This is a genomic window from Paenibacillus sp. FSL R7-277 (assembly GCF_000517965.1).
Lineage (GTDB): Bacteria > Bacillota > Bacilli > Paenibacillales > Paenibacillaceae > Paenibacillus_AQ > Paenibacillus_AQ silagei.
The window spans coordinates 613,681-640,308 of the sequence record NZ_ASPX01000080.1 but is presented as its reverse complement, the minus strand read 5'-3'; the positions used below and the strand labels follow the sequence as shown (position 1 = coordinate 640,308).

The following is a 26,628-nucleotide window of genomic DNA, read 5'->3' as shown; positions in this document are numbered from 1 at the left end:
ATTGTACAACTCCCGGAAAAGATGCATAGTCATAGCGGCAGTTCCTATGGTAAACTTTAGGAAAATATTTAGGGGGATATAAATGCGTCGAGGTGTTATTCTATTATTAATGGTTGTGTTGCTCACTGCCTGCGGGTCATCAAGCAAAGGATTATCCACAGATGATCTTGCAATTGTGAGAGTAAATGATGAAAAACAAATTGTAAGCTACGGTATGAGTCGTGCGTTAGCAGAAAAGGTGCTTGGAGAAGGTAAAGAAGATGATGTTACACATTTTTTTAGATATGAGAATGGTGTAACGATATTTTACCGGGATAATGCTGTAGTGTTTATCTATATGGGCGAAGATTCTAAAGGTGTCTATAAGACTGTACAAGGCGCTGAGATTAATATGAATCAAGATGATTTGAAAAAAATATACGGTGAAAATAATTTTATAGAACATAAAGGAAAAGTTTCGGCCTATCTATATGATTCAATAAATAAAAAATATCTTGCAGATTTGGAAGTTAACTCGGAAGAAAGAGATAAGTTCTATGAAATAGTTTTTTCTTATGAAAGTGGAGAAGTTAAGGCTATAGGTTTGGCAGATCACAAAGCTGCCGTTGGTGGGAAGTAGTACCAACGTATATCCCATAAAAAACTTCATAATTTGCCCGCTGGCTTCGGCTAGTGGGCTTTTAAGCATAGACTTGCTCTATGATACTTTTTTCATATCAAAACACTCATTAAGTGATATTTCACCTATTAATAGTAATTTGTTACGCTTAAATGGCTATTAAAAGGAGGTAAGAAGATGGAATATCGGAAATTGGGTGCTAGCGGCTTATCGGTCAGTGAGATTGCTTTTGGAAACTGGATTACGCATGGTGCTCAAGTGGATAATGACACCGCCAAAGCTTGTGTCCATGCTGCATTGGACGCGGGAATTACTACATTTGACACCGCAGATGTATATTCGGATACGAAGGCGGAGACGGTGCTGGGGCAAGTCTTAACAGGAGTGCGGCGGGAAAGCATCGAGTTATGTACCAAGGTCTATCAGCCTACAGGAACAGGCCCCAATGACCGGGGATTATCCCGGAAGCATATCATGGAAGCTTGTAACTCCTCGTTGAAAAGGCTGCAGACGGATTATATAGATATCTATTATGCCCATAGATTTGACAAGAAGGTATCACTGGAGGAGACCTTCCTGGCCTTCTCTGATCTGGTGCGTCAAGGGAAGGTTCTGTATGTGGGGATCAGCGAATGGACGGCGGAACAGATCACACAAGCTGCGGTTTTGGCCCGGGAGCTGAAGGTACCTCTGGTCGCTAGCCAGCCGCAATATTCGATGTTATGGCGGGTGATCGAAGCGGAGGTGGTCCAGGCTTCCGAGCGGGAAGGTATCGGGCAGGTCGTCTGGTCACCGCTGGCTCAAGGCATTCTTTCCGGGAAATATCTGCCGAATCAACCGGTTCCGCAGGGGTCCCGCGCTTCGACTTCGGCGGGTTCTCCTTTTTTTGAACGATTGGCTGGGCAGTGGCTGCATACAGAGGTTCTTACGGCGGTATCCCGGCTGTCCTCACTTGCACACGAAGCGGGGCTGACACTGCCGCAATTGGCCATCGCATGGGTGCTGCAGAATCCGCAGGTGTCGGCTGCAATCATTGGGGCATCCAGACCAGAGCAGGTACAAGAGAATGTTAAGGCTTCAGGGGTGCGTCTTGGATCTGATTTGCTGAGTGAGATTGACAGAATATTAGAGGGGCTAGTTGAGCGTGATCCTGCAAAAACCGGGTGAATAACGCTGTCCGCTCACCTTTCATCTGGAATTATGTTCTTGTAAAATCTCTATAAATGCAGTGAGGATGGCCTGATTCGTATCCGTTCTCCAGGCTGCATAGAAGGGGACAGCCGGGACATTGTCTTCAAAGGGTCTGAATACGACTCCGCTGCGCTGGAAGACGGAAACTGAAGAAGGGACAATGGAAACCCCCAGGTTCGCTGCCACAAGGTTCACAATGGTATACATTTGCACGGCTTCCTGTACAACCTGAGGGTAGACATCATGCTCAGCGCAAAAGCCCATAATCAGATCATGAAAAGGAAGACCGTGCTTACGGGGAAAGAAGATAAAAGGCTCGGAACGCAAAGCGGAGACTGGCAATGCAGGCAGCTTGGCGAGCGGATGTTGATCAGGCAATACGGCAACCAGAGTTTCGTTGATCAAGCTGCAATGATTAATATTCTGTGCCGGCTCAATGAAGCGCATGAATCCAATATGGATGGTACCGTCGTGCAAGGCCTGCCATTGCTGGGCAGAAGTCATTTCCAGCAGGTTCAGCTGTATTTGAGGGAACCTTTGCCGGAATATTTTGAGCACATCGACCATGATTCCGCCTTCTGCTGAACCGATGAATGCAATGTTCAAATGTCCAATGATGCCTTGGCTAGCCAGCCGTACAGTTTGAATAGACCGCTCCAGTTGAGATAAAACCCGGCTGGCTTCCTCATAAAAAACAGCTCCCGCCGGTGTGAGGCGGACCTGACGCTTGTTCCGTTCAAATAGCTTCACGCCAAGCTCATGTTCCAGAGCTTGAATCTGCTGTGTCAACGGAGGCTGTGTCATATGTAATTTCTCTGCGGCACGATGGAAATGAAGCTCTTCCGCAACCGCAATGAAGTATTGTAATTTTCGTATATCCATTGTTGTGGTCCTCTTTTCCTACAGATAAAGCTAGTATAGCATCATAAGGGAAGTAGGGGGTTGGCTGCGCTGTATGGGCCTAATTTATTGTTGTAAATTCTTTCGATCAGGAAACTATTAGCTAAAAACACCCTTACCAACATTAGGGGACAGTCCCTGGTCAGAGAGGGTGTTTTATGATTTTAATAATTGCATAAATTATGAATATCAGGAGTTATTGTACAGTTACTTTAAAGATCAATCTGTCACCTTGTGGAGTGATCTCAGCAGCTACAACCGAATATCCTGGAGATAGACCGATGAATCTTCCATCTTCTGTTACTAGCAAACTGCCATCCCACCGAAGGAAATGCCATAGATAAGGGTAAAATTCAACAGTTTCACCTACAGCAATTGTTAAATCGCGAACATAATCATTAGGCGCGGATTGAGCAACATTAGTTGGAAGGAATGCGTTGGGAGCCAGAGTAGTTTCAACGCTAGAAGCAAAGGATGTTGATCCTAAAGAAAAACAGGCAGATACAGTCAATAACCCGGCGAGCAATTTCTTGTTCATAAATTATCACTCCATTTCTAATATTAGGATATTATTAAATATTACAGAAGAAATATCCATATGTAAAGGATTATACATAAAAATATGAATTAATTTATTAATAAAGGGAATTAGGATGAGATATTATTCCACTTCACTCTGTCAAAACATGAATATTGACAACACAATATAGTTACACTAAACTGTAACGTATACAGTGTAGTGTAACTTTTTTGTTTGGATAAGAAAGGGGAGTACGATGCATACGTACACTGCTAAGCAGTTGGCTGAGGTGTTACAGAATGAAGATCCGCAGATGAATCTGCGGACAGTCAGGTACTATACGCAGATCGGGATGCTGCCGCCGCTGGAACTGGTGGGCAATAAGAGGGCGTATACAGATAGTCATTTGCATTATTTACGGGCGATCCTTGTATTAACCAGGAGCGGCGAGACGCTGGCTTCGGCCCAAGAGAAGTTAGCCAGACTGACGATGGACGAAATCATGAAGCTGGGCGATAACCTGCGGCTCTACCAATCGGATCAGATGCTCCAGAGTGAGATGCATGTTGTTAGTGAGGATGTCATTCTCTCTCTTAGCCCGCGGATCACCCCGGCGCTCAAAGAGAAGATGGTTGAAGCGCTCACCCGTTTAGTTCAAGAGGAGGGGCAGGTATGATCCAAATGCGTTTTGCAAAATCTGCTATAGAGCAGGAAGAAGGAATGAATCATCTCTGGCTTCACATCGCGCTGCCCGGCGGGGTGCAGAATACCCGCTTACAATTAATCCTTCCGGCAGGGCTTCACCGGTCCCCTAATCTGAATGGTGCTGTTGAAGACAGCAGTGGGAGAATATGGATTGACGATACGCAGTCAGTAACGGACCTGTACGTTGAAATCTTCACCCGGGAGCCGGTCCCTTGCGGGGAGAATAGTCTGGCGGTTGAATTGTCTTACACGGATAGGGATGGAACCGGTACCAGTGTTAAGCAGGTGATTCCGCTGAAGGTCGTGTCTGAGGAGGAGTCGGTGGAGATTCATACCGATGAGGAAGTGGTGCGCAGAATTAAAGAACTGCGACTTCCACAAGACAAAAGTGAGTTGAATGAGTATAACGAATACACCCCGGCCAAGCTAATCAGGCTTGATTCCAACGCTATGTCGGAATGGGAGAAGAAATACCGCGTGGAAGGGGCTAAGATCGAGAGCATATGAGAACCCAATTACCATTATTCATTATCACCGGAGCCAGCGGAGTAGGTAAAACCACGGTCATGCATGAGTTGAGGGAGCAGATGCCGGAATTTGTTCTGTTCAGTACGGATGACGATAATTTCGGGACGACGGGGAAGAAGCTAGAGTATCAGGACCGGTATAATGTGCTGTTTCATTGTGCGCGTGCGGTTGCGTTATCCGGGAGAGGGACGATTATTTGCGGGACGATGATGCCCTGGGACGCCAAGAAATGTGATGTTTACGATGCGTTTAGCGAAGTTCACTTTATTAACCTGCATTGTGACGATGCCACCCGAAATGCCCGCCTGCGGGGCCGGGAAGATGCAGCGACCTGGACCGAAGATATGCTCAGGCAGCACGAGGAATTCGCGCAGTGGCTGCTGGAGCATGCCGATACGGAATATGATCCGCCGATGCCGACTTTTGACACCACTTCTACACCTACGGCTGCGCTGGCGGAACAGATCAAGGAGTATATTAAGGAAAAATGGAAGGGTAGCACGGGAATTGTCTCTTAGGTGATTATATCTGCGGTGTATAGGATGGTTTACTTTCTATTCGTGTGTAAAAGCTTAAGGCCATCCCGGCAGGGATGGCCTTTGAACTATTTTAGGTTATCCCACAGCGCCTGGAAGGCACCGGGCTCAACCTCGAAGAATACTGGCGCATTGCCGTAGCGCACAAGTCCCTTGCCGAACAAGGTTAGCTCTACCCGGGCTTTGTCAGCAAGTTCGAGGTAAACCAGCTTGCGGTCCTCATTGTCATAGATGCCTTGCGCCATGAGCGAGTCTGCGGACAGCGGCTTGGCGGCATTAAGCGCGCTCAGGAAGCCGTTAAGCGCTGCGCCTTCCGGCAGCGGAAGGTATTGCTGCTTGCCGTTGTTCCAGCTATCGAAGCTCTCCCACTGGGCAGAGGCGATGCGCCCGTCCAGGTTCAGCTTGCCGATCAGATCGGCTCCGCTGTTCACGGTAATTCCGTTCGTATGTTCGTACAGCTCCGCGAACACCTGACCGTCTGCCTCTGTATAAGACATGACCAGGAAGCCGGAATCATATCCTTTGACAGCATAGATATCCGTCTCCCCGATGTTCGAGGCCAGCTCCTTATACGCATCCTTGCCGCTCCATTCATCAATCCCGCTGGTCGTGCGGCCCAGCTTCTCCCCGCGCAGTGCAGCCGCATCGGCTGCTTCAATGCGGATCGCCGCCTGGGTATATATATTGCCTTGGTAGACGACCAGGCCGATCATATCGGCCACAGCACCGGAGCTTTTATCCGGCAGCTCGATCTTGGGAATGACGACTCCGGCAGAATTCCCGGCCGCAGATGTGCCCGGATCTACCTGGGCTACTTGATTCGGGGAAGACGTTCCGCCCAGCTGCTTCATCACGCTTGGTCCGGCCAAGCCGATTGCGGCGGCGACCAACACGCTTGCTGCAATATAGACCATTTTACGCGGACGGCGCTTTTGTTCCATTTTACCTTCAAAACCTTGCTTCATTTCTCTGCTTGAACTCATAGTATCCACCGCTTTCTTATATTGGGTTCGAAACTGATCTTCCTTCATTCCGCTTCTGCTCCTTCCAGCTCCAGTCTTAACAGCTGCCGCCCGCGTTGAAGTCTCATCTTCACGGCAGACTCGCTGATCTGCAGAATTCTGCTGATCTCCTGGACAGGGTAATCCTCATAATAGTACAGATGAATCACAGTCTTATACTTCACCGGCAGTGCCAGCACGAGCTGCAAGACCGCCAGCTCCTCGGGGTTATCGGCCGTAACCGGCTCCACCCCTTCGAGCTTGACCTCGCGCTTGCGCCAGCCTCTGCCCAGCAGATTCTTGCAATGATTGGTGATGACCCGGATCAGCCAGGCCTTCTGGTGTTCGTCATCTTTGAATACGGGAGCCTTCTCCATCAGCTTGATGAAGGTGTCCTGCGTAGCCTCTTCGGCATCCTGGCGGCTGCCCAGATGAACCAGGGCAATCCGGTACAGCATATCTGCATATTGTTCGTAGCTCTTCATCACAGGATGGCCCGGCCGGGTCATGGGTTGCTGCATGAGGTTATGCCCTCCTTTATCTATAACACCCTTTAGGACGGCATCCGGTCACATTTTGTTTCCGGGAATTTATTCTGCTTGTTCTAAGCTCACCCTGATACAGCAAAAAACAGGGGATGAAGAAGTCCAAGACTTCCTCATCCCCTGCGATAGAGGCCGTATGAAGCAGCCGGCTCATCCGGCCGCTTGTCTGTTTGCAGCAATCCCGCTGTTACTCCGGCGTTCCTTGGGTTACCCCGTGTACATAAGTCTTCCAGGGGGTGTCCAGCGCCCCTTGGCCCGGATTGTAAGTGAAGAAATACTCTACGGAATCGCCTTGCTGCACGTTATTGACCGCGTAGGTGTAATTGCCGTTGCCTGCGGAGGTCATGGCTACGTTCTGCTGGCCGCCGCCGTTGATCTTGTAATGCAGATCGGCAAAGGTGGCGCCGTTCACATAAAAGAGCAGGTTATTGCCTGTTTTCTTCAAGCCGCGCACCTGATCGCCGATCACAATGGTTGCTGGCGGCGGGGAGACTACAGTGATTGTGCTGCTGGAGGTTTTGTTACCATCCGCGGTTGTTGCAGTAACGGTAGTGGTTCCCGTTGCAATTCCGGTAACAAGACCACTCTGGCTCACTGAAGCAATGTTGCTGTTCGCTACAGTCCAGTTCACCTGTTTGTTGGACGCACCGGAAGGTGCTACGTTAGCTGTTAACTGGACATTCTGTCCAATCTCCACTTGGGAGGTTGACGGAGTTACGGTAACGCCGCTAACCGGAACGGTACCCGGATTGCCCGGGTTCCCGGGATTTCCGCCGCCACTGCCTTCCTTATACACCCGTACATAATCGACCTGCATCGTTGCCGGAATATCGGACGGAGCCGGAGTCAGTCCGCCGTCGAAATGTCCGCCCACTGCCAGATTCATAATCAGATAGAAGGGCTTGTCGAAGGGAGCATTAGGGTTGTTCGGTGCCGCTACAGAATACCACTGTTCTCTATTGACCTTGAAGAAGAATTTGCCGTCCACATACCATTTCACGTTATCTTCTTCCCAGACCATGGAATATACGTGATAGTCGTTCGCAAAGGTCTGACCTTGCGGGAAATGATATTCCCCGGCAATATACTTGTTCACCGGCCATTGACCGCCGAAGTGAACCGCGCCGCTGGTCGTGCCGGGCAGCCGTCCTTTGGCTTCCATAATGTCAATCTCGCCGGATGCCGCCCAGGCACCGTAAGACGCATCCTGTGGAAGCATCCACAGGGCGGGCCAGATCCCGTTCCCTGTCGGCAGCTTGGCACGGATGTCCACCCGGCCGTACTGGAAGGACAGATGGTCTTTAGTGTTGATTTTGCCGGAGGAATATTGTGCATACCGGTTCGGGTCCTGCGGGAAGGACTTCGGATCGCTCTTGGCCCGGATATTCAGTTGTCCGTTCTGGACAAATACATTCTCGTTACTATTCGTATAATGCTGCAGCTCGTTATTCCCCCAGCCCCAGCTGTTAGGGTCATTGGTGATATAGTAACCCTGCTCATAGTTCCACTTGCTGGTATCCAGTGCGGTTCCGCTGAACTCATCCTGCCAGAGCAGGTTCATGCCCGCTACGGCAGGATCTGATGGAGTACCCAACGTAATATCTTCCTGATCGCTTTCATCTGGACGCGGGGCATTCGGATTGCCGGTGAAGGTATAATACACATAATTGCTGCCGATATTGCCGCCCTGCTGGCCGTTTAACGGATAGCCGATGCGGATCTCCATATTCTCCTGGATCGGCTGGAACCACAATCCATACACATAATCTGCCCAATAGCCCCACTGGTTCGCTGCAGACATATTGTTATAGCCGTTGCCTGCGTAGACGAAGCCGCTCTGGGCGGAATTGCTCAGATCGACCCACTGGCCGCCGATTTTGATCTGATACACATATTTGTTCAGCTCGCTGCCGATTGGTGCACCCCCGTCAATCTTAGGCAAAGGGAAACCAATTGATCCGTTGTTATCTGCAGTGAAAGCTGTGCCTTCATAGGCGGTGAGGACATAGGAATTTCTGACCGGCTGGTTGAAGGTAAGGGTGTAGATCAGATTGGCTGATGAGGTCTTAGATTGCAGCTTCACATTGATCGATTCGGTGATGTTGAACCAGTATCCGCCGCCGCCTTCGGTGAACTGGCCGAAGTTGCTGTCGTAGATCCAGCCGCTGGCTGCATTGTTATCAATGTCAATCCAGGTGCTGCTGTTCACCGGCTTCACATAAACCTTCAAATCATCGGCCACAGCTTCATAGGTGAGCGCCGGATCATTATTGAAGGTAGGGTAGGTGAAGCCAGCGCCGCCGGTGAAGCTTGCTGTAATCTGCGGCCCTTGGGTCGGCGTCATCGCGCTGATGGTGGTCTTGTTCAGGTTCTGAAAAGCCAGTGTATAATTCAGCGTAACCCCGCTATTCGCCTTGGAGTAGAGCTGGATCTCGGTTGTAGCCGAGAGGGTAAACCAGTAGCCGTTCTGGCCTCCATCGCTCCAGTGTCCCCAGTTCTGGTTGTAGACAAAGCCGCCAACGCTGTCGATGTCTACCCAATTGCCATTTACTTTCACTTTGACGCCTACATCATCCGAAACATCGCTCCAGGATGCAGTCCCGCCGTTGAATACCGGCATCACGAACCCGTAGCTCGCCTGCCCGACGCCTGATTTGGAGATGACCGGACCGTCTGCCGCTGAGAAATAAGCCATTGAGCTAACTGTAGTTCCTGCGGCCTCTGCGCGCTGAATGCCTGAAGCAGGGAGCTGGCCGATGCCGGACAGCAGCAGCAGGACCAGGAACAGACTAAGCACCTTCTGCTTGAAACCGGGTTGCGTAACATAAAGTCGCTTCATACTTGCCCTCCTTTAATAAAATGGTAGTGAAGGTAACCGCTTACATGTGAGAGAACATCTTTATTCTATCGAAACTTGTCAGCTGCTAAAAGGGACAATCCTTTTTGTTTTGACCCAATTTTTTGGGTTCTGCTGCCAGTGATGGGTTGATGCGGGGCGTGTGGACCGCATGTATGCGAAAAACCGAACACATTGGGCTGGCGCGAGGCGAGTGGACCGCATGTATGCGAAAAACCGAACACATTGGGCTGGCGCGAGGCATGTAGCCAGATGTATGCGGAAAACAGCATACAATGGGCTGGCGCTACTCGCGCGGGCCCAATGGGGTTCTGCTTTTTTCACAGCACCGTGTCCCGGTAATCCTCTTCAATGGCAGGCTTCCGGCGGATCAGCAGACGGTATTCGGTCGGCTGCATGTCCATGGCTTCGCGGAAGGCGCGGGTGAAGCTTTTGTAGCTCTCGTAGCCGACCATGGCGGCAATCTCAATGATCTTGTAATCGGTCTCGGCCAGCAGACGCCGCGCTTTGCCCAGACGCACATCACGCAGGTATTCGGCGAAGCCCTTGCCGATATTCTTCTTGAACTGGTTGGAGAAGTAAGCGTAATTCAGCGAGACATGATTGGACACCATCGCGAGATCCAGCGGCTTATGGTAATTCTCGTGGATGAAGCGGATGGCCTCATTCAGATCCTGCGAGCTTCGGTAGCTGCACTTATATTCATAATAGAACTGGTCGAGCCGCAGGAGCTGCTGCTGTAAGGCCTGGATATATTCGCGGATGCCGGGATAGTCGAACAGATTGCGCAGACACTCCAGATCCAGCGCTTCTTCACCCAGATAAGGACGGATGACACGCTCATAATCCTCCATCATCCGGACAACGGCGCGGCATAGCTGCTGGGTGTAACGGATGTGATAGCGCTGAAGCACCTCCTTGTGGAAGAGGCTGGAGATCCCTTGGCTGATTCTGCCGCTGTTACTTGTGCCGGTTAACTGGAAGAGGGCATACAGCTCCTCATAAGGAAGCTCCCAGTGCTGCTCCAGCCGCGCGATGTGCTGAGGCAGCAGGCAGCGCGTATCCGGGAAAAGAAAGCTGTGGCGGTACAGATCAAGCACCTGTGTATAACTGCCCGGCAGAGTGCTTAATCCTTGGTGCGGATCAGTCATGGCCGTGACGGCCCCGATCTGCTCTTCGTTGAGCGCAGCAGGCAAGGCTCCCGGATCTATGGCTGCATCCACGGCCAGGACCAGGTGGGGGCGGTGCTGGAGACAGATGCAGCCCTGTCTGCCGTACACACGGTAGGCCACGGCTTCGATGCTGTGACTGCTGCTGGCCCCCGGCTGGTTAATCCAGCGCTCCTCGCGCAGGTGGCAGAGGCGGTAGCTGCGCCACAGCCCCGGGTTCTGCTGCTCAGTCGCGGCAATCCACGCTTCATCGCCCGCCGCACCTTGCATATACATCCTCAGCTCCTTGCGGTCCGTCTCCCGTGCGCGCTGCGAGAGCCGCTCAATATTGCTGGTGAGCAATCTGCGCGTCTCGATCTCCTGCCAGATATGCTCCACCGAGACCTGCAGGTCTTCACGCTTCACAGGTTTGAGCAGGTACCCTTTGGCCCCGAGCTCAATGGCCTTCTGGGCATAGGCGAAATCGCTGTATCCGCTAATGATCAGATAATCCGCCTTCAGGCCTTCCTGCCGGCTTTGCGCCATAAGCGCAAGGCCGTCCATATCCGGCATGCGGATATCGGTAATGACGAGCTGGATGCTGTGCGCCCGGAGAAGCTCCAGGGCTTCAAGCCCGTTAGCGGCGCTGTACATATGCCCCGGCTGTTGCGGGAACTGGCAGAGCATCGCCTGCAGCCCGTCGCGGATATGCTTTTGATCGTCCACCACCAGAATATTGATCATGCCTACCAACCTCCAAGATTCTCATTTTCCCAGGGCAGCCTCAGGGTTACACAGGTATATTCCCCTTGAACGCTGCTGATCCACAGGCCGCAATCCATGCCGTAATGGAGCTGCAGGCGCTTATGTACATTGTCCAGCCCCAGCCCGCTACTGCTGCTGCTGATAATCGGGGTGTCAGAATCGCCCCGCAGCACAGACTGCAGGCTGTCCAGCATCCGGGGAGCTACCCCGGCGCCGTCATCGCGGATCTCGATCAGCAGCAGACTGTCATTCTCTACCCGTACCGAAATGGTGATCTGAATACTGCCGCCGGAAGGGGCCGCATGGTGTACGGCGTTCTCGACAATGGGCTGCATGCACATCTTGGGGATGCGGTAGCGCTCCACCTCCGGCGGAAGATCTGCCGCGAGCTCAATGCTCCCGCCTTCCATGAAGTTGATGAACCGGATATAGCTGCGGATGTTGGCCAGCTCCTCGCTGAGCGCGACCGTATCGCTGCGCCACTGCATACTGTACCGCAGCAGGGAGCCCAGCGAGACCAGTGCGCCTGCAATGGCAGGCTGCCGTTCCACCTCTGCGCGCATTCTGATAGATTCCAGCGCATTGTACAGAAAGTGGGAGTTGATCTGCGAATGGAGAGAGTGGAGCTGCGCGTTCTTGGCAATAAGCTGCTTATCTACTACCTGTGTCATCAGCTGCTGGATTTCGTCCAGCATACTATTGTAGCTGACGGCGACATAGTCAATTTCGTCACCGGTTTCGTTCGCGCCAAGGCCGGTATCAATCTTGGCATCCAGCTGGCCCCTGCGCACCTTGCGCATCGAGCCCAGCACCTTCTCCAGCCGGCGGAAGATGCGCCGGGTCATCCTCGATACCAGCAGCAGCATCAGCAGCAGGACGGAGGAGGTGATCGCAATGACCAGCAGGTATCCGTCGCGCGGACCTTTTGTCAGCTCATGGCGGGAAACGATGTCTACCACATAGGCGTTGAGGGGAGCGATGTAACGGTACAGCGCATAGTAGGACTGATCCCCGGACTGGACGGTAACGGGACTCTTCTGCTCCAGTACGTCCAATTGTGCATGAACCCGGCTAAGGATATCGTCCAGCTTCGCTCCGGCTTTCTGCGGCAGCTCATGCCCCGAAAGATACACATTGCGGGAAGCATCCGCGCCGTCCATGATTACCGTGAAGAAGTCGCGCCCGCTGTCTTCCAGCAGGTCATTGAACAGCACGTTGTGCTTCGCACGGACCTCCATAATGGTGGGCAGCTTCTGCTGCTGGCCCTGAAGCCGCACCAGCCTGTAATAAGACAGCGTATCCGCGCCATCCTTGAAGGCAGACAGCCGGAACGCCGCGCCGCCCTCATCCCGCAGCGTCATCCAGTAGTCCTGCGGCCAGAACTTGGAGTAATGATAGATTTCCGGCCAGATCTCATAGACCTCAGGGTTATCTACATAGAAGCTGAGACTGCTGATCATCTCATGACTCTGAATGATGTTATGCATCTGTTCGTACTGGTTCTGCTTGAACTTCACAAGCCTAAGGCCGTCTGCGCGCATATTGGAGTGGATGAAATCCACGAATCCTTTCTGGGTCAGGGCGGTCGCGGAAGCGTTCTCAAGAAGTTCTAGCCGGCTGCGCAGCCGTTCGTTCAGCCGGGCCACATGATTGCTGCCTTCGGCCATGGCCTGCTTGAAAAGCTGGCTCTCCTGGTTGCGGATGAACAGGAAGGAAACCACAACAGCGGGAACGGCAATCATCAGGCTGAAGGCCAGGAACAGCTTCTGCGAGATCGGGGCATTGCGGTATAGTCTTCGTATCGTTGTCAGCAGCTTCTTCACCGGTAACACCTCCCGTTCTGTAATCTAGCATATCGCAGAAATCTGCTCCTTCCAAGCAGGAATACCGGCCGCCTCATAGGCAGCCGGTACTGAATAAGCGGGCGGAACTATTCGGCCGCCATCTTGGCCTTGCGCGCATCCAGCTCGGTCTGGCGGTATTCCATCACCTGCGCGAACCCGTAGCCGTCACGGCGGGAGCGGAAGCTCTCGAACACCTTGTCAAAAGCCGCCTCATCCTTGGCCGTAATCAGCTCCGGCAGCACCTCTTCCCAGTTCTGGGAGATCCGCGACCAGGCGACCGCCACATCAGAATCGCCGAGCGGGTCCAGGCCTTTGTAGATCCCGCTGTCAATATCGGCCTGCGCATTCGCGAAGTCCTCCATCTGCTTGATGACCGGAGCCTTCTCCGGTCTCCACTGGTTGACGATGACCGGGTTACGCATCATCCAGTAGGTGTCCAGAATGCCGTATTCCTTCTCCAGCTTCTCGATATTGCTGCCCAGCATGTCGGCGAACTCGGCCTTAAGCTGCGGCTTGCCGCCCGCCGAATCCCAGGTCTCGCCTTCCTTGCCGAGGAACAGGTCGCGCTGGCCCTCCTCGCTGGCGAGGTAGGTCAGGAAGCGTATCGCCCGCTCCGGGTTCTCGGCGGATTTGCTGATCATGGTCACCATCCAGCCGTCCATGTTGCCGGGGAACAGCTTGGCGCTCTCGCCCTTGTTATTCTGCGGCCCGTCAACCGCGATGTAGTAAGAGTCCGGGTTAGCCCCCGCCGCGAGCATCGGATTGACCGCTGACATGCCGGTCCATTCGCGGATCATCATGAAGTAGCGGGCGTTGTTCGTTTTCTCCTCTACCTGGGTATCTGAATCCACCAGGAAATCGACGTTAATCAGTCCGCGCTCGTACGCTGTGCGGAAGGTTTTGAGCCAGGCGATGTAATCAGGATCGGTAATACGGTCATATACTTTGCCATCCTTCTCATGCGGAACCGCCAGCAGATTCTGGAGGTATTCCGTCATCCCGTAAGGCACATTGCCCTGGGCGAAAAAGGGGCTGATCGGCTGGCCCTTATACTCGGGGTACTTATCCTTCAGCAGCTGCAGCGCACCGAGGAAGCCTTCTGGAGTACTGAGGTCCGGCTTGCCCATCTCCTCGTACAGATCCTTGCGGACCAGGAAGGTCTGGTTGGCCGCCGTCATGCCGGTCTCGTGCATCAGGTTAGGACTGTAGGAGTCATTCGGCACCCCGTAGGTATTGCCGTTCTCCTGCCGGTACCACTTCAGCGTGCCGTCACCGGCGACCTTGAAGAAGTAGGGATCATACTTGTCGGCCAGTTCATTGAGCGCATAGACATGATCGCCTTCCCACAGCTTTTTGACCGCAGTCTCCCAGGAGCCCATGCTGATCAGGTCCGGCAGCTTGCCGGAGGTCATCATCAGCGTAACCTGCTCATTCGCTTCCCCTGAGGGAACCTCCAGCTTGACGTTCACGCCCGTCTTCTCGGTGACATACTTGGAGGCTAGGCTCTCACCCCAGGTGTGGGCATACCAGTTCGCGCCGACGAACCAGGTGAGATCCACCGGACTGGTATCGAGCTTCCAGGCGGGCTCCTCCGCATTCAGCTTGGTCTCGGTCTGCGGTTCCGGTGACGCTTCGGCCTGAGGCGCAGCCGTCGGCATATTCTCCTTAGTGGCGGAATTGCTGCTGCAGGCGGCTATGCTTAAGGCCAAGGTTACCGTCATCATTGCGGCCAGGATGGGGCGTACAGGTTTGCTTTTCACAGCATAATCATCCTTTCGGGTTAGGTGTGGTTAGACTTCCTACGGTTATCCCTTAATCGCGCCGATCATCACACCCTTGACCAGATAACGCTGAATGAAGGGGTAGAAGATCAGGATCGGCAGCGTAGCCACCATCATGGAGGCGAATTTGATCGAGTTGCCGGGCAGCCGGGCACCGAATTGGGCCATAGCCTGCTGCTGCATGAAGGACATGGAGTTCTCGGCGATGATTTTGTACAGCATGGTCTGCAATGGCAGCAGCTCCTGGGAATGGATGTAGATAACACCCTGATAATAATCATTCCAGTGATAGACGGCGGAGAACAGGGCGATGGTCGCAATGACCGCCATGCTGTTGGGCAGTACAATCCGGAACAGCACACCGTAATCCGAAGCGCCGTCTACCTTGGCCGACTCCTCCAGGCTGTCAGGAATGGTACGGAAGAAGCTCATGAAGATGACCATATTAAAGAAAGTATACATGGACGGGATGATGAACACCCAGAAGCTATCATACAGGCCGAGCTTCGTCATGAGAATGAAGGAGGGGATGAGCCCACCTGAGAAGAGCATGGTGATCAGAGAGATTTTGAGATAGAGCTTGCGGCCGATCAGATTCGTCTTGCTGATTCCGTAAGCGATGATTGCGGTGAAGAGCACATGCACCACCGTTCCGATAACGGTCCGCATTGTAGTGATGTAGAACCCGTTCATCAAGGTCTTATCGTTAAAAGCCACACTGTAGCTGGCCAGCGACAGCTCTGAGGGGAACCAGTTGACGGTCCCGAGTGAAGCCTGCTGCGGTGAATTCAGCGAATTGACGAGCACGAACCACATCGGGTACAGCGTCAGGAAGCAGACGGCCAGCATCAAGAGTGTATTGAAGATCTCGAAAGCGCCAATCCGCCGGAATCTTCCACGTCTTGCCATGAATCGGTTGTCTCCTTTCCAAGTGAGTGTATGTTCAAAAAATACTGTCCCCCGTAAGCTTCTTAGAACTCTGATTGGCTAACAGCAGCAGTCCCAGCGCTACAATGGAGCGGGCGAACAGGACGGCGGTGGAGAAGGAATGGCGCCCGGAGACCAGCCCCATGTTATAGATGTAGAGGTCCAGGCTCTCCGCCATCTTCATGTTCATGTTGTTCTTCAGCATGAAGATCTGCTCAAAGTTGCTGCCGAGTATTCCGCTGACGGCGAGAATGAACAGAATCGCAATCGTGGGGCGGATGCTCTGCACCGTGATATGCCACATCCGCTGCCAGCGGTTCGCGCCGTCCAGCTCCGCAGCTTCATACAGCCCCGGATCAATGCCCGCTATGGCGGCTATGTAGATGATCGCGCTCCACCCGGTCTCCTTCAGCGTATCGGTGAAGAAGGTGATCCACCAGAAGTACTGCGGCTCACTGTTAAACAGGATATCCCGGTCCTGAAGCCCCAGCGCCATCATCAGCTGGTTAATGACACCGCCTTCGCCCAGCCAGTTGAGGGCGATGCCGCCGAAGATCGTCCAAGCGATGAAATGCGGCAGGTAGGAGATCGTCTGCACCGTGCGCTTGAACCGCAGGCTGCGGATTTCATTCAACAGCAGGGCGAATAGAATAGGGATGGGAAAACCGAGAACGAGCTTGATGCTGCTCATCCCGAGGGTGTTGCGGATCGAGCGCCAGAACCGGTCATCTGTCAGGAAATCGCGGAAATGCTTCAGCCCGACAAACGGAGATTCCAGCATAGGCTTCGCGATACTGAAATCCATAAAGGCTATGATCAGCCAGAGCATGGGGATGTAACAAAAGATAAACATCCAGAGAATGCCCGGGATTACCATGCTTTGCAGCTGCCACTGCCTAAGAAGCGCTTTCATTTGTCCCGTTCGGGTGTGGAACATGTACTGTACCCCCTTCCTTCTTCATCGTATGAAAAAGGAGGGCGGAAAAAAAGGCCATGATTATTGGCCCTATCCCAATTTTTTGGATTCCTCCCGCTGGGGCCGGAAATTCAGTATGCTGTGAATACATGAAGGGAGTGGGCCAAACGATGAACAGACTGGTATGGGAGCAGGATTTCCAAGGGGGGACTGCTGATTTGAAGCTATGGAACATCCGCCTTGGCAATGATCTGCTGGACAATGACGGGAAAGCGATCTTCCCGGGCTGGGGGAATGGAGAGCAGCAATTCTATACGGGGCGGCGGGGGAATCTGTCGGTTGGCGAGGAGGGACTGCGGCTGTGTGCGCGCCGTGAGGTCACAGAGCAGGAGGGGCGGAGCTTCGCTTATACCTCGGCCCGGATCGATACAAGAGATCACTTCGCGTTCTGCTACGGCAGGCTGACCGTGCGCGCCAAGCTGCCGGCCGGGCAGGGAATCTGGCCTGCGATCTGGCTGCTTCCGCAGGATCAGGCGTATGGACCCTGGCCGGCTTCCGGCGAGATCGATATTCTAGAGGCGAAGGGGCGTCTGCCCCGGAAGATAGCTGGAACTCTGCATTACGGTGCAGACATCGAGCGGAAGATTGTTGAAGAGTTCACTTACGAATTAGAGCGCGGAACGATTGAAGAATTCCGGGATTACACGCTGGAATGGCAGGAAGGCTCCATGAGATGGCTGGTGGACGGGCACTGCTTCGCCGAGCGGCGGCTTGAGCCGGGGATGCCGTTCGACCAGCCCTTTTATCTGCTGCTTAATCTTGCCGTTGGCGGATGGTATGACCCTGTCGCGGTAGATGAAGCAGCGCTGCCTGCGGTAATGACGGTGTCGGGCATCCGGCTGTATCAGAGCTAAGGACTATCTCTCAGATCCCGGCAAAAATATCATTCAAACGGTCCCAGTTGGCCGCGATCCAATGATTCTCCTGACGGAAGCGGACGAGCGGAGGGAATTCATCCTGCTGAGGCACCGCAATCCATTCGGCTTCCTTCCACCAGATTAATTTCAGTGACCGGATGAGTGTACTTGCAGGCAAGGGAGTATATTCACGGTAGCCCGTCACGAAGGCCCGTACCCGGTCCAGCCCGATTCCGTCCTCAGATAACGCGCAGGAGAGGATCGGCCGGGCTATATCGAACTCCGGGTAGACGAAATGCAGCCGGTCGAAGTCAAGGATCGCCGCCACCTGATCTGCGCTGAACAGTATATTATCCACGAACAGGTCCCGGTGCCCCCAGCCCCGTTCGCAGTCCGCGAAGAGGCCGGTGTCCATCCGGTCGATGATCCTCCGCTGAAGCTCAAGCGCCGATAGAGTATCCTCGCTCTGCCGGGCGGTGGCCTGATGATAGCGTGCCTCCCAGTTTCTCACCATTGACGCCTTACTGCGGACCTCCCAGTACAGCGGCAACGAAGCAGGCTGAGCGTTAAGTAACTTGTGCATCCGGCCGACCACCCTGCCCAGCGAATACATCTGCTGCTCCGTGGCCGATCCGGGGGCAATACTGTGCCCGTCACACAGGGTCATCAGGACATAACGTTCCTGTGAAGGCGTTCTCAATACATAATTTCCCTCATGCGAAAATAGCTTCGGAACAGGAAGGCCTTCCAGGTACAGATGATCCTGATGGCTTAAGGAGACCTCCAGTCCGAGGGTGAGGGCTTCAGGGTAACGGATCTTGCTGTACTGCTTCATGAACAGACGGCCTTGATCACTGTCCAGCCTCCACTTCAGATTCAGGAAGCCCTGATCGATCTGGACCGCTTCAGTGACATGCAACCCGAATCTTTGTGTCATGGAGTCAAGGATCTCATCCCGGATTCTTGCGGCGGTGTCTGACATACAATATCTCCTCACCGGGGTAATATAGGGGCTGGGTTAGCGAAGTGTTCACACTAGTGTAATCTCTGTAATGCTGGAAGAGATAGGGTTACAGGAATGGAAAAAAAGAGCGCAATAGACCTCGCTTCCTTGGTGGAGACGTCAGCCTGCCAGCGGCAACCGGATAAAGCTCTTCACGCGGGGAGAGGGATGGACTGCCGGGCTTCTGCATCGTTTCCAGCGATGCGGATAATTCCTTAATCATTACTCGCATATCCTCAAGCTCTGCACGCTGCTGGAGCAGCTGTACCGAAACGATCTCGCTCGCTTTTTGATCCAGTGCATGTTCAATATACTCGATCCGGGACCATATTTTATTCATAGGGTCACCGTCTGTATATAGGCTTGGATTCTCATGCAGCGGGCCCCTTGGCAGCTTGTCGTTCGTAAGATCCGGATCTATGCCTTCCAGTGCTTCCCCCTGATTAATACGGTCTTTAATATGATTGAGCTGGCTGATTTGCTGCTCCGAGAAGGTATAATGTCCAAGACGGTCCTTTGGAAAGAAATCGGGGAACATGGCCGCCCAGCGTTTGATCGTAGTCTGGCTAACGGACAGCAGCTCCGCAGCTTCCTTAGTTTTCAGAATTTCCATTTCAATCCCTCCAGTGTAGTAGTCTTCTATGAGTAATTCGTTATTCTTCGGCGGCTCCCTGCACAGGTGACAAAGGAAGTGCTGATTCGCCAAGCAAAGTGGTATTACGACTATTCTTGCTCTCTAGAGAGCAGTGCAATACTTACATTACGGAGGTAGAATCTATAAAAAAGAAAAAGCTTTCCATAACCCCTTCCGGGTAATTATGAAAAGCTATCTTCAGATCGTTACAGACATTGTGCTGAGCTGTCTTAAGGGAGAAGGCGGTTTATAGCAGGGAGAGCTTGAACTTGAAGGTATACGGACGGTTGGCAGGTAAAGTGAACTGTTCATGGGTTGGCGCACCCCAGCTGTCATCGCCGCCCACGCCCATTTGCTTGTAATTGACACGCAGCACGGTCTTGTCAGAAGCTGGCAGCTTGTAGCCGTGGTCGCTGGCTTCAAGCTCTGCCGGAGACCAAGGCAGCGCATTGACTTCAAGCGGTACGGCCCCTTCCACGGATAATCCGTGTCCTTCGCTTCCTGCGGTGACGGAAGCATACCGGACATCGGTCTTGTTGCCGCACTCCTGAGGGCGGAGATAATTCGTGAACTGCTCACTGACCTTGCCTGTGTAGAGTCCCAGCGGAGCTCCGGCCTTACGGTCCCAATAGTTCTCATGCGGCCCGCGGCCATACCAGAGAATCGTGTCCAGGCTGCTGTCCAGCTCGAAGACCATCCCGAATTCCGGGATCTCCGGCAGGGTGCTGCTGCCCGGGTTAAGCTCCTGTACAATCTCGACCGAACCATCCGTACGAATCTCGTAGTGAACACGCAGGGTGGACTGCGGCTGCGTACCCAGCAGATAGTCAGCGGTCACGAAACCGAGGCCCCCTTCCACACGGCAGCTGAACCGGGCCAGCTGACGCTCGTAGGACGCTTCCTTCCAGATCACACAGCGCTCAGGATGCTTGTTGCCCAGATCATTGTCGGTTACAGCTCTCCAGAAGTTAGGTCTGACCGGTGCGTGCAGAACTTCCTTCCCGGAGGACTTCAGCGAGACAAGCGCGCCGGTTGCTGTCTCGAAGGCAAGCGCGAATCCGTTGCCTTCGAAGTTCACGAAGCCATCCTGTTCCTTCACTTGCAGGGTGCCGCCCGAAAGTTCCGGGTTACGGGACGGAATATACGGGGTTAACACGAACTGTTCCCAGGCAACTTCATGCGCGGCCTCAGACCAGGCGGTTGCGTCCTCTTGAACGAACGACACCGTAAGTACAGCTTCCTTGTCAGATTCCAGCAGCGCTGAATCCAGCGGAACCGTGAAGCTGACCGCTTCGCCAGGCGCTGCGGAGAGCGGCAATTGTCCTTCCTGGGCCGCTACGCCGTTCAGAGCCAGCGTCCATCTCAGCTGATAGTCTGCCAGATCCGTGAACAGGAAGTTGTTGCGGGCCTCGAAGCTCCCGCTCTTCAGATCGAGTGCGGTGATGGTGATATTCTGATAGCATTTCTTCACCTCGTAGAGCTTAGGCGTCACGCTGCGGTCCGCGAACAGCAGCCCGTTGCCGCTGAAGTTGCCGTCATGCGGCTTCTCTCCGAAATCCCCGCCGTAAGCCAGATAAGACACGCCTTCAGGAGTGGTTGTACGGATCGCCTGATCCACCCAGTCCCAGATGAATCCGCCCTGAATGCTGTCATATTTGTCGAATAGCTCCGTGTACAGATGCAGGCCGCCGCAGGAGTTGCCCATGGCATGGCTGTATTCACATAGAATGTACGGCTTCTTCGGATTGCTGAGAGCGTACTCCACGACTTCATCCGGCTTGATGTACATCGTCGATTCAATATCGCTGGCCGCGTCCGAAGGTCTGTAATGATAAGTGCCTTCATAATGCACCGGACGGGTCGGGTCAGCTTGCTTCAAGTGGTCATACATGGCCAGGAAGTTATCGCCGCCGAAGGATTCGTTGCCAAGCGACCAGATAATGACGGACGTGTGGTTCTTGTCGCGCTGCATCATGGAGTTACAGCGGTCAATGACGTTCGCGCGCCATTCCGGGCGGCTGCCGGGAACGTTCCCCTCATGCAGCTCCTTCTGCCCGTATTGCCAGGAGCCATGTGTCTCCAGGTTCGTCTCGTCAATCACATAGAGACCATATTCGTCGCACAGCTCGTACCATACTGGTTGATTCGGATAGTGGGAGGTCCGCACGGCATTGATATTGTGCAGCTTCATCAGCTTAATGTCGGTGATCATATCTTCCTTGGAGAGCGCACGGCCGGTATCGCAGGAGAATTCATGGCGGTTCGTTCCCTTGAATACAATCCGTTTGCCGTTAATCTTCATCAGGCCGTCCCGGATCTCGAAGGTCCGGAAGCCTGTCTTGCAGCTGAGCGCTTCCAGCAGCTGTCCCTGATCGTCCTTCACCGAAATCAGCAGGGTGTAGAGGTTAGGCTTCTCCGCGCTCCATTTCAGCGGGTTCTTCACGGCTGCAGACAGCTTAAGCAGCTGAGTTCCTTCTTGTTCAAAAGCAAATCCGGATGACACCGGCGCTGCCCATACCGGCTGCTGCTTGCTGTCGTAGAGCTGTACTTCAACGGTGTGTGCCCCGATGACCCGGTTATAATAGTTCTCCAGAGTCAGGTCGACCTGCAGCTCCGCATCGGTGAAGCTCTTGTCCAGCTCGGTGCGGACGAAGAAGTCGGCTACCCGTACTGGAGGCGCAGTGTAGAGATAGACATCGCGGAAAATTCCGCTCAGACGCCAGAAGTCCTGATCTTCCAGCCAGCTTGCATCACACCAGCGGTAGACTTCAACGGCCAGCTTGTTCTCGCCGGGAAGCAGATAGGCGGTGATATCGAATTCTGACGGTGTGAAGGTATCCTCAGAGTATCCGGCAAGTTCTCCGTTCACCCATACGTAGAAGGCGGATTCCACACCCTGGAAGCTGAGGAATACCGGCTGTCCGTCCCAATCCTGCGGAACGCTGAAAGAACGGATATAGGAGCCTACCGGATTGTATACCGTCGGAGCGAAGGGAGGCTTCAGATCCGGCTCGGATACTTCCCAAGGATAGCGTACATTGGTGTATTGGGGATAATCATATCCCTGGAACTGCCAGTGGGAAGGGACGGCGATATCTGCCCAGCCGGCAGCGTCGTATCCGGCCTTATAGAAGTCCTTGATCCGTGCATCCGGTGTCTCGGCAAATGCGAATTTCCATGTTCCGTTGAGCGTCTGGTAACGGGATGAGGACGCTTTATCCCCTTGCAGAGCGTCGGCTGCTGCCGGGAAGGACATCATGGAGGCGTGGGCATCTATACGGTTCAATTGAAAAATCTCAGGATTATTGTTCCATTCGGGATATCCGTTGGCAGGCTGCTGATATGAGAGTTTGTTGCGCAAGTTAACATCTCCTTATATTGTTATATTCATATTATAGAATGGGAAATGTTCTGGGTATATATAATGATTTTGTTTAGATATAATAGAATATGAAACTAAGTGATGTCAGATTGCATCTAGAGGGAGGCTGCTATGGACAGTACGATGATCTTTTGCGAAATGGAAGATATGCTTCTGCTGCCCCTGTATCCCATGACCATCGGGTATTGGGAGCATCAGGGGGAGATGTCCCGGCCTGCGGGCTTCCCGGATTATCAGCTGCACCAGGTCCTCGGCGGCAAGGGTGAAGTGAATATCAAGGGGAAATCCTATATTGCCGAGGCGGGCGATATCTTCTGTCTCTACCCGGATGTGCCCCACTCTTATACGCCGCTTACCCGCGAATGGGAGCTGGCCTGGATCTCCTTCAACGGAAGAGAAGCAGCCCAGATGCTGCTCTACGCCGGAATACGGGAGTCCGGGGTGGGACGCCTCAGAGCAGAATCCATCCTTGCTCCGCTTGAGGAGATGCTTACGCTCTCCTGCGGCAATGAGCTTCAGGATAACATGGAGCGTTCCAAGCTGCTGTACGCGCTGCTGCTCGATCTGAAGCGCAGCCTGCTTCCGGACTCGAATGAGGACAATGAGCTTGCGCGGATGAAGCCGGTCCTGCAATATATTGAGCTTCACCTGCACCGCCCGCTGCTACTGAAGGAGCTGGCCGAAGTGGCGTCAGTCTCGCCGCAGTATCTGTGCCGGCTGTTCCAGCGGACGGTCCGTGAACGGCCGGTGGCCTATATTAACAAGCAGCGGGTCAACCGGAGCAAGCAGCTGATGTTCAGCAGCCGGGGGCAGCGGATCTATGAAATCGCCCAGCGGGCAGGCTTCGAGAATGTCAGCTATTTCTGCGCCGTCTTCAAACGGATTACCGGCATGCAGCCCGAAGAGTGGAGAGGACTTCACGGATTGGACTAGAGGAGCGGCTTCAGAGATAGCTCACGCCAGCTCCAGCTTGAACACAACCGGCAAGGCGCTTGTGACCGCAGTGGTGCGGATCGTTAAGGCCACAGTATCCCGTTCCCAGGAGGGCTGCTCGCTGAACCCGAGGACTGTAATGTCCCTCAGGATTCCCTCGAAGCAGGGGGATTTCTCCCGGAGCGACTGGATGCGCACGATACCATCTTCCGGGTACACCAGTACGGTTGCATACAGGCAGCTACCCTTCACGGTGAAGCGGATGTCTTCCGGTGTGAACGTTTTGGCCTGGCCATCAGTGAATTGTCCTTCTTCAATACGTGTCGGCCCTTCACCAAATATGCGCCAGAAGGAGGTATCATAGATCGCTTCTCCGTTTGTTCCCAGCCAGCTGCCGATGGCCGTCAGAATCGCCTGATCCTCCTCTGCGAAGCTGCCATCGGCCTTGGGCCCCACGTTCAGGAGCAGATTGCCGTTCTTGCTGACGATATCGACCAGGTCGCGGATGATTTCTGCGGCGGATTTGTAATCGTTATTCTTCGTATAACACCAGGAATTACGCGCTGCCGCCGTATCTGTCTGCCAGAAGAAGGGCTTCAGCTCGGCGAATTGCCCGCGCTCGACATCGGGGACCGCACTGCCGAACATGAAGGCATCATGCTTATAATTAATAGCTGCCGGCATTCCGCGCTCTGCCGCGCGATTGTAGTAGTAGGCCGCGAACTTTTGCAGATAGGGCCGGAAGGCCGCATTCTCAATCCACCAGTCGAAGTAAAAAATCTTGGGCTGGTACTGATCGACCAGCTCGCAGCAGCGGATCAGCCAGTCCTCCAGATACTCCCCGGACGGGGGAGAGCCATAGGGATCATGATGATCCGGTTCCGGCATAGCCGGCCAGTAGAAGTCGCCGCGGACAAGCGGCTCGCGGATATCGGAGTCGAACGCCTTGCCGTGGGACATGAAGAACCAGTGCTCCGCACGGTGGGAGGAGACGCCCAGCTCCAGCCCCTGCTCTTCGAAGGCCGCCTTCAGCTCGCCGAGAATATCCCGCCCGGGACCCATGTCATAAGTGTTATAATGAGAGACAGCGCTTTTATACATCTGGAAGCCGTCATGGTGTTCCGCCACGGGAATGACATATCTGGCGCCGGAGGCCTTGAATAGTGCAGCCCACCCGCCCGGATCGAATTGCTTCGCAGTGAACAGGGGAATGAAGTCCTTGTACCCGAACTCCTTGTGGTTCCCGTAGACTGCCAGATGATGCTCATATTCTTTCGTGCCCTGAATGTACATATTGCGTGAATACCATTCATTGCTGAAGGCCGGAACCGAATACAGCCCCCAGTGAATGAAGATCCCGAATTTGGCCTGGCGGTACCACTGCGGCACCTCATAAGCGCTTAGCGACTCCCAATTCGCCTTGTAAGGGCCGTTCTTAATCGTCTCGTCAATAACCTGCAGATAATCAGTTGTGTTCATCATGCGTCAGTCATCTCCCTTTGTAAGAGGTAATACCTTCATTGTACCGGGCGGCAGGACAGGTAAGAATGTACGGCACTAACTTTTTGATGTACAAAAATAACCTTTAAGGCGGTCTGTCCCATGGACTCCCATACTCTGCTTACCAGCTACCTGGCCAATCTCAAGGTTGACCTGATCGTAGCAGACTATAACGAATGCTCTACGGACTGGAGGGATATGGACTATACTCCGGATTACAGCAAGTTTTATTACATAATCGGGGGAGAAGGCTGGCTAAAGATCGGGGATAAGGAGTATTATCCGAAGCCGGGTGAGCTGATTCTAATGCCGGAGGGTGTGAAGCAATCCTATGCCTGCATCAGCGAACGTCCTTTTCTCAAATACTGGTGTCATTTCAGTGCCAAGGTCGGGGAGATGAACCTGTTCCGTGTGCTTGAGCTGAGTCATGTCTGTATTCCTGAGAATCCCGCTGCGGTTGAGGCGGCGTTCAAGGGGATCACCGATAGTGCCAGATCTGATGCGGTCTACGCCCCGCTGCTGGCGAGAAGCAAGCTGCTTGAGCTGATGTCTTATTACATGATGAATCTCAAGCTGGATGAGCTGTCTTATAAGAATCTCGGGGCGGCCCGGAAGCTGACGGCTGTCCTGGATTATATCGCGGAGAATATCGAGCAGAATATGACCATTAATGATCTTGCCGAGATTGCATACATGCACCCGAACTACTTCATGCGCCTGTTCAAGCAGCAGATCGGCGTGCCCCCCATCCAGTACATTACCCGGCAAAAGATTGAAAAGGCCAAAGAGCTGCTGACCACCACCTCCGGTTCGGTCAGTGCGATTGCCGACCAGCTCGGCTTCGGCGATCTGTTCTATTTCTCCAAGCAGTTCAAGAAGCATGCCGGGCTTACGCCCACCGAATTCAGGAAACACAAGAGCGGAGGGATGATATAGTGATTCTGGAACAGAGCAGAGGTTATCAGATCCGGTTAATGGATGAGCAGGCGGCCAGGGAGATTGTTAATTGGAGATACGAGACACCATATGCCCTGTACAATATGCTGGATGCGGCTGATGACGCAGAGGATATCGAGGAACTGCTGGATGGCTCTTATTTCAGTGTAGCTGCGGCGGACGGAGCGTTGATCGGGTTCTTCTGTTACGGACAGAACGCGCAGGTGGGGGAAGGGATAGAGAGCGGACTCTACCTGGATGGAACTTCCCTCGATATCGGCTTGGGGCTAAGACCGGATCTGACCGGGCAGGGCCGTGGACTGGCCTTCCTGCAAGCGGGGATGAAGTTTGCAGAGCAGACGTATGACGCGAAGAGATTCAGATTGTCGGTGGCTGCCTTCAACCTGAGGGCAGTTAGCGTGTATAAGAAGGCAGGCTTCGTCCTCCTGCATAGCTTCGTACATCAGCACGGGGACAGCGAAATGGAGTTCCTGCTGATGGAGACCCGGGACATTGCTGCCCGCCTATAGCGCGAGTGGA

The 26,628-nt window shown here is 53.5% G+C and carries 23 protein-coding genes; 9 read left to right on the top strand and 14 right to left on the bottom strand.

What is annotated here, in order from left to right:
* Positions 1-82: 82 nt before the first annotated feature.
* Both C173_RS24980 and C173_RS24975 read left to right on the top strand, forming a co-directional pair.
* Positions 83-619: a hypothetical protein gene (locus C173_RS24980; protein WP_036729828.1), complete on the top strand. Its 537-nt coding sequence runs from the start codon at positions 83-85 to the stop codon at positions 617-619.
* Positions 620-796: 177 nt separating this feature from the next.
* A complete protein-coding gene (locus C173_RS24975) occupies positions 797-1,786 on the top strand; it encodes an aldo/keto reductase family protein (protein ID WP_036729825.1) in 990 nt (329 codons plus the stop codon).
* Positions 1,787-1,807: 21 nt separating this feature from the next.
* Here the strand turns inward: C173_RS24975 and C173_RS24970 are convergent, their stop codons facing one another.
* Together C173_RS24970 and C173_RS34325 are read right to left on the bottom strand one after the other, a co-directional pair.
* A complete protein-coding gene (locus C173_RS24970) occupies positions 1,808-2,692 on the bottom strand; it encodes a LysR substrate-binding domain-containing protein (protein ID WP_036729822.1) in 885 nt (294 codons plus the stop codon).
* 214 nt (positions 2,693-2,906) lie between these two features.
* A complete protein-coding gene (locus tag C173_RS34325) occupies positions 2,907-3,248 on the bottom strand; it encodes a hypothetical protein (protein WP_155991631.1) in 342 nt (113 codons plus the stop codon).
* 271 nt (positions 3,249-3,519) lie between these two features.
* Between C173_RS34325 and C173_RS24965 the strand changes: the two genes are divergently transcribed.
* From C173_RS24965 to C173_RS24955, 3 genes are read left to right on the top strand one after another with little or no spacing between them, the layout of a single operon-like run.
* Positions 3,520-3,906, top strand: a complete 387-nt coding sequence (locus tag C173_RS24965) for a MerR family transcriptional regulator (protein WP_235192019.1) — start codon at positions 3,520-3,522, stop codon at positions 3,904-3,906.
* Entirely contained in the window at positions 3,903-4,442 is a 540-nt protein-coding gene (locus tag C173_RS24960; protein WP_036729815.1) for a hypothetical protein, read from the top strand. Before C173_RS24965 ends, C173_RS24960 begins: the two co-directional genes overlap by 4 nt.
* Complete coding sequence (locus tag C173_RS24955; RefSeq protein WP_036729812.1) at positions 4,439-4,981, top strand: AAA family ATPase; 543 nt, start codon at positions 4,439-4,441, stop codon at positions 4,979-4,981. The genes C173_RS24960 and C173_RS24955 overlap by 4 nt, the downstream gene beginning before the upstream one ends.
* A gap of 86 nt (positions 4,982-5,067) precedes the next feature.
* On the opposite strand, the gene C173_RS24950 is transcribed toward C173_RS24955, so the two are convergent.
* The 8 genes from C173_RS24950 to C173_RS24915 form a co-directional block, all read right to left on the bottom strand.
* Complete coding sequence (locus tag C173_RS24950; RefSeq protein ID WP_036729809.1) at positions 5,068-6,030, bottom strand: hypothetical protein; 963 nt, start codon at positions 6,028-6,030, stop codon at positions 5,068-5,070.
* Complete coding sequence (locus C173_RS24945; protein WP_036729806.1) at positions 6,027-6,521, bottom strand: RNA polymerase sigma factor; 495 nt, start codon at positions 6,519-6,521, stop codon at positions 6,027-6,029. Before C173_RS24945 ends, C173_RS24950 begins: the two co-directional genes overlap by 4 nt.
* Before the next feature lie 211 nt (positions 6,522-6,732).
* Positions 6,733-9,384 carry a family 16 glycosylhydrolase gene (locus C173_RS24940; protein WP_036729803.1) on the bottom strand — a complete coding sequence of 884 codons (2,652 nt, stop codon included), beginning with the start codon at positions 9,382-9,384 and terminating at the stop codon, positions 6,733-6,735.
* Positions 9,385-9,722: 338 nt separating this feature from the next.
* Complete coding sequence (locus C173_RS24935; protein WP_036729800.1) at positions 9,723-11,294, bottom strand: response regulator; 1,572 nt, start codon at positions 11,292-11,294, stop codon at positions 9,723-9,725.
* Between the two features lie 2 nt (positions 11,295-11,296).
* Complete coding sequence (locus C173_RS24930; RefSeq protein WP_036729797.1) at positions 11,297-13,138, bottom strand: sensor histidine kinase; 1,842 nt, start codon at positions 13,136-13,138, stop codon at positions 11,297-11,299.
* A gap of 107 nt (positions 13,139-13,245) precedes the next feature.
* A complete protein-coding gene (locus C173_RS24925; protein WP_051478361.1) occupies positions 13,246-14,919 on the bottom strand; it encodes an extracellular solute-binding protein in 1,674 nt (557 codons plus the stop codon).
* 45 nt (positions 14,920-14,964) lie between these two features.
* Positions 14,965-15,849 (bottom strand): carbohydrate ABC transporter permease, encoded by an 885-nt coding sequence (locus C173_RS24920; RefSeq protein ID WP_051478360.1) that lies wholly within the window; start codon positions 15,847-15,849, stop codon positions 14,965-14,967.
* Positions 15,850-15,883: 34 nt separating this feature from the next.
* Positions 15,884-16,804 (bottom strand): ABC transporter permease, encoded by a 921-nt coding sequence (locus tag C173_RS24915; RefSeq protein ID WP_036729794.1) that lies wholly within the window; start codon positions 16,802-16,804, stop codon positions 15,884-15,886.
* A gap of 149 nt (positions 16,805-16,953) precedes the next feature.
* Here C173_RS24915 and C173_RS24910 point away from each other — a divergent pair, with 149 nt between their 5' ends.
* On the top strand, positions 16,954-17,697 hold the full coding sequence (locus C173_RS24910; protein WP_051478359.1) for a glycoside hydrolase family 16 protein: 744 nt from the start codon (positions 16,954-16,956) through the stop codon (positions 17,695-17,697).
* A gap of 10 nt (positions 17,698-17,707) precedes the next feature.
* Here the strand turns inward: C173_RS24910 and C173_RS24905 are convergent, their stop codons facing one another.
* The 3 genes from C173_RS24905 to C173_RS24895 all read right to left on the bottom strand — a co-directional run bounded on the left by C173_RS24905 (position 17,708) and on the right by C173_RS24895 (position 22,698).
* On the bottom strand, positions 17,708-18,682 hold the full coding sequence (locus tag C173_RS24905) for a phosphotransferase (protein WP_036729791.1): 975 nt from the start codon (positions 18,680-18,682) through the stop codon (positions 17,708-17,710).
* Between the two features lie 88 nt (positions 18,683-18,770).
* On the bottom strand, positions 18,771-19,316 hold the full coding sequence (locus tag C173_RS24900) for a MerR family transcriptional regulator (RefSeq protein ID WP_036729788.1): 546 nt from the start codon (positions 19,314-19,316) through the stop codon (positions 18,771-18,773).
* Between the two features lie 268 nt (positions 19,317-19,584).
* Complete coding sequence (locus tag C173_RS24895; protein WP_036729785.1) at positions 19,585-22,698, bottom strand: glycoside hydrolase family 2 TIM barrel-domain containing protein; 3,114 nt, start codon at positions 22,696-22,698, stop codon at positions 19,585-19,587.
* 159 nt (positions 22,699-22,857) lie between these two features.
* Between C173_RS24895 and C173_RS24890 the strand changes: the two genes are divergently transcribed.
* Positions 22,858-23,652 (top strand): AraC family transcriptional regulator, encoded by a 795-nt coding sequence (locus tag C173_RS24890; protein ID WP_235192008.1) that lies wholly within the window; start codon positions 22,858-22,860, stop codon positions 23,650-23,652.
* A gap of 21 nt (positions 23,653-23,673) precedes the next feature.
* On the opposite strand, the gene C173_RS24885 is transcribed toward C173_RS24890, so the two are convergent.
* Positions 23,674-25,134 (bottom strand): alpha-L-fucosidase, encoded by a 1,461-nt coding sequence (locus tag C173_RS24885; protein ID WP_235192007.1) that lies wholly within the window; start codon positions 25,132-25,134, stop codon positions 23,674-23,676.
* 120 nt (positions 25,135-25,254) lie between these two features.
* On the opposite strand from C173_RS24885, the gene C173_RS24880 reads away from it, so the two are divergent.
* Positions 25,255-26,088, top strand: coding sequence for an AraC family transcriptional regulator (locus C173_RS24880; RefSeq protein WP_036729779.1), 834 nt, complete (start codon positions 25,255-25,257; stop codon positions 26,086-26,088).
* Positions 26,088-26,618 carry a GNAT family N-acetyltransferase gene (locus C173_RS24875; RefSeq protein ID WP_235192006.1) on the top strand — a complete coding sequence of 177 codons (531 nt, stop codon included), beginning with the start codon at positions 26,088-26,090 and terminating at the stop codon, positions 26,616-26,618. The genes C173_RS24880 and C173_RS24875 overlap by 1 nt, the downstream gene beginning before the upstream one ends.
* Positions 26,619-26,628 lie beyond the last annotated feature (10 nt).

Coding starts and splice junctions, on each gene's coding strand:
- C173_RS24900 (WP_036729788.1), bottom strand. CDS start 19,316: ATGGAAATTCTGAAAACTAAGGAAGCTGCGGAGCTGCTGTCCGTTAGC.
- C173_RS24890 (WP_235192008.1), top strand. CDS start 22,858: ATGGAAGATATGCTTCTGCTGCCCCTGTATCCCATGACCATCGGGTAT.
- C173_RS24980 (WP_036729828.1), top strand. CDS start 83: ATGCGTCGAGGTGTTATTCTATTATTAATGGTTGTGTTGCTCACTGCC.
- C173_RS24885 (WP_235192007.1), bottom strand. CDS start 25,134: ATGATGAACACAACTGATTATCTGCAGGTTATTGACGAGACGATTAAG.
- C173_RS24920 (WP_051478360.1), bottom strand. CDS start 15,849: ATGGCAAGACGTGGAAGATTCCGGCGGATTGGCGCTTTCGAGATCTTC.
- C173_RS24905 (WP_036729791.1), bottom strand. CDS start 18,682: ATGTCAGACACCGCCGCAAGAATCCGGGATGAGATCCTTGACTCCATG.
- C173_RS24915 (WP_036729794.1), bottom strand. CDS start 16,804: ATGTTCCACACCCGAACGGGACAAATGAAAGCGCTTCTTAGGCAGTGG.
- C173_RS24975 (WP_036729825.1), top strand. CDS start 797: ATGGAATATCGGAAATTGGGTGCTAGCGGCTTATCGGTCAGTGAGATT.
- C173_RS24970 (WP_036729822.1), bottom strand. CDS start 2,692: ATGGATATACGAAAATTACAATACTTCATTGCGGTTGCGGAAGAGCTT.
- C173_RS24960 (WP_036729815.1), top strand. CDS start 3,903: ATGATCCAAATGCGTTTTGCAAAATCTGCTATAGAGCAGGAAGAAGGA.
- C173_RS24880 (WP_036729779.1), top strand. CDS start 25,255: ATGGACTCCCATACTCTGCTTACCAGCTACCTGGCCAATCTCAAGGTT.
- C173_RS24950 (WP_036729809.1), bottom strand. CDS start 6,030: ATGAAGGAAGATCAGTTTCGAACCCAATATAAGAAAGCGGTGGATACT.
- C173_RS24945 (WP_036729806.1), bottom strand. CDS start 6,521: ATGCAGCAACCCATGACCCGGCCGGGCCATCCTGTGATGAAGAGCTAC.
- C173_RS24940 (WP_036729803.1), bottom strand. CDS start 9,384: ATGAAGCGACTTTATGTTACGCAACCCGGTTTCAAGCAGAAGGTGCTT.
- C173_RS24955 (WP_036729812.1), top strand. CDS start 4,439: ATGAGAACCCAATTACCATTATTCATTATCACCGGAGCCAGCGGAGTA.
- C173_RS24910 (WP_051478359.1), top strand. CDS start 16,954: ATGAACAGACTGGTATGGGAGCAGGATTTCCAAGGGGGGACTGCTGAT.
- C173_RS24935 (WP_036729800.1), bottom strand. CDS start 11,294: ATGATCAATATTCTGGTGGTGGACGATCAAAAGCATATCCGCGACGGG.
- C173_RS34325 (WP_155991631.1), bottom strand. CDS start 3,248: ATGAACAAGAAATTGCTCGCCGGGTTATTGACTGTATCTGCCTGTTTT.